The organism is Chryseobacterium sp. Bi04 (assembly GCF_918698085.1).
GTDB lineage: Bacteria > Bacteroidota > Bacteroidia > Flavobacteriales > Weeksellaceae > Chryseobacterium.
This window is the reverse complement of the sequence record NZ_CAKKLP010000033.1, coordinates 1-1,206: the sequence shown is the minus strand read 5'-3', so window position 1 is coordinate 1,206 and position 1,206 is coordinate 1. Positions and strand designations below refer to the sequence as shown.

1 protein-coding gene is annotated in these 1,206 nt (G+C 33.0%); it reads right to left on the bottom strand.

Translation table 11 applies throughout. The features are described 5' to 3' along the window. Positions 1-28: 28 nt before the first annotated feature. Positions 29-988: an IS110 family transposase gene (locus LQV47_RS22460; protein WP_230041351.1), complete on the bottom strand. Its 960-nt coding sequence runs from the start codon at positions 986-988 to the stop codon at positions 29-31. Positions 989-1,206 lie beyond the last annotated feature (218 nt).

Here is a 1,206-nt window from a genome sequence, read left to right as displayed (position 1 = left end):
GAATGATCTGTGTTAAAAAACAAATTATTTAACAAAAATCTTCTCTGTATTTCTCTTTTTTCTTTCCGATGGCAAAGGCTTGTTTTAAAAGTTTGTTGGCAAGAGCAATCTTTGCCACTCTTTCTGCCTTTCCGTTTTTAATGAGCCTTTCATACATCTCTTTACATTTTTTATTCCATCGTTTTGCAGACCAACTGCATACATATAACAACTTTCTAATCTGAGATTTACCCATCTTGCAAATACTTGATCTTCCCCGCACACTGCTTCCACTTTCAAAAATTCGAGGACTGAATCCAACAAAAGCAATGAGCTGTTTGTAATGTTCGAATTTTTTAAAATTATCAGTAATGACAATCAGCATTACAGCTGTTTTCATCCCGATTCCAGGAATACTCGTAAGACAATCTATCGTTTCTCCAAACTCTTCAAGGGCTAATCTTTCTATCTCAGATTCAAGTACTGCTTTGCCTTTATGAAGGTGTTCTATTGTCTTTTTGATCTCAATTTCCAGCTTTTCATCTAAAAATCCGCTGCTTTTAAATGCTTCCAGCTGGTTGTAAGTTTGGCTCATCTGTTTCTGAATCATCTGTATTCTTGTATGTATTTGCCGGATTCTAATACAGACTTTACTTTCAGATTTCCACAGACTCAATTCGTCCAAATTCTTCTTTCCATATTCGGCAATAATTTTAGAATCTGCCTTATCTGTTTTAGCGCGTTTCAATCTCGATTGCGAATAGCGTTTTATTGATAAAGGATTTTCTACCACAACACTAATCCCTCTTGAATAAAGATAATCTGCTAATGAAAGATAATAACTGCCGGATGCTTCCATTATTACTAAATCTTCTTTTTCAACAACATTCAACAGTTTTTCAAATCCTGATAAATTATTTTTTAAAACTTGATGCTTCCAAACATTATTATCCAAAAAACTTACATCAAAAACTTGCTTACTAATGTCAATTCCTATAATTTTACCCATACCTATAATTTTACAGGAAAAGAGAATACTACAAGACCTATCTATCCTAAATACAGGCTTTTTTGCCTCATGATCTGTTCAGGCTTATGTAGTAAAAAGAGTAAAGGGATTAACATTCCGAACGGTCTTGAAGACTAATGACAAATTGTAACCTTATTCTTTACTCTCTTTTCCTTATTCATTCCTAAAATTAATATTTTACAAACATAGGATGACAA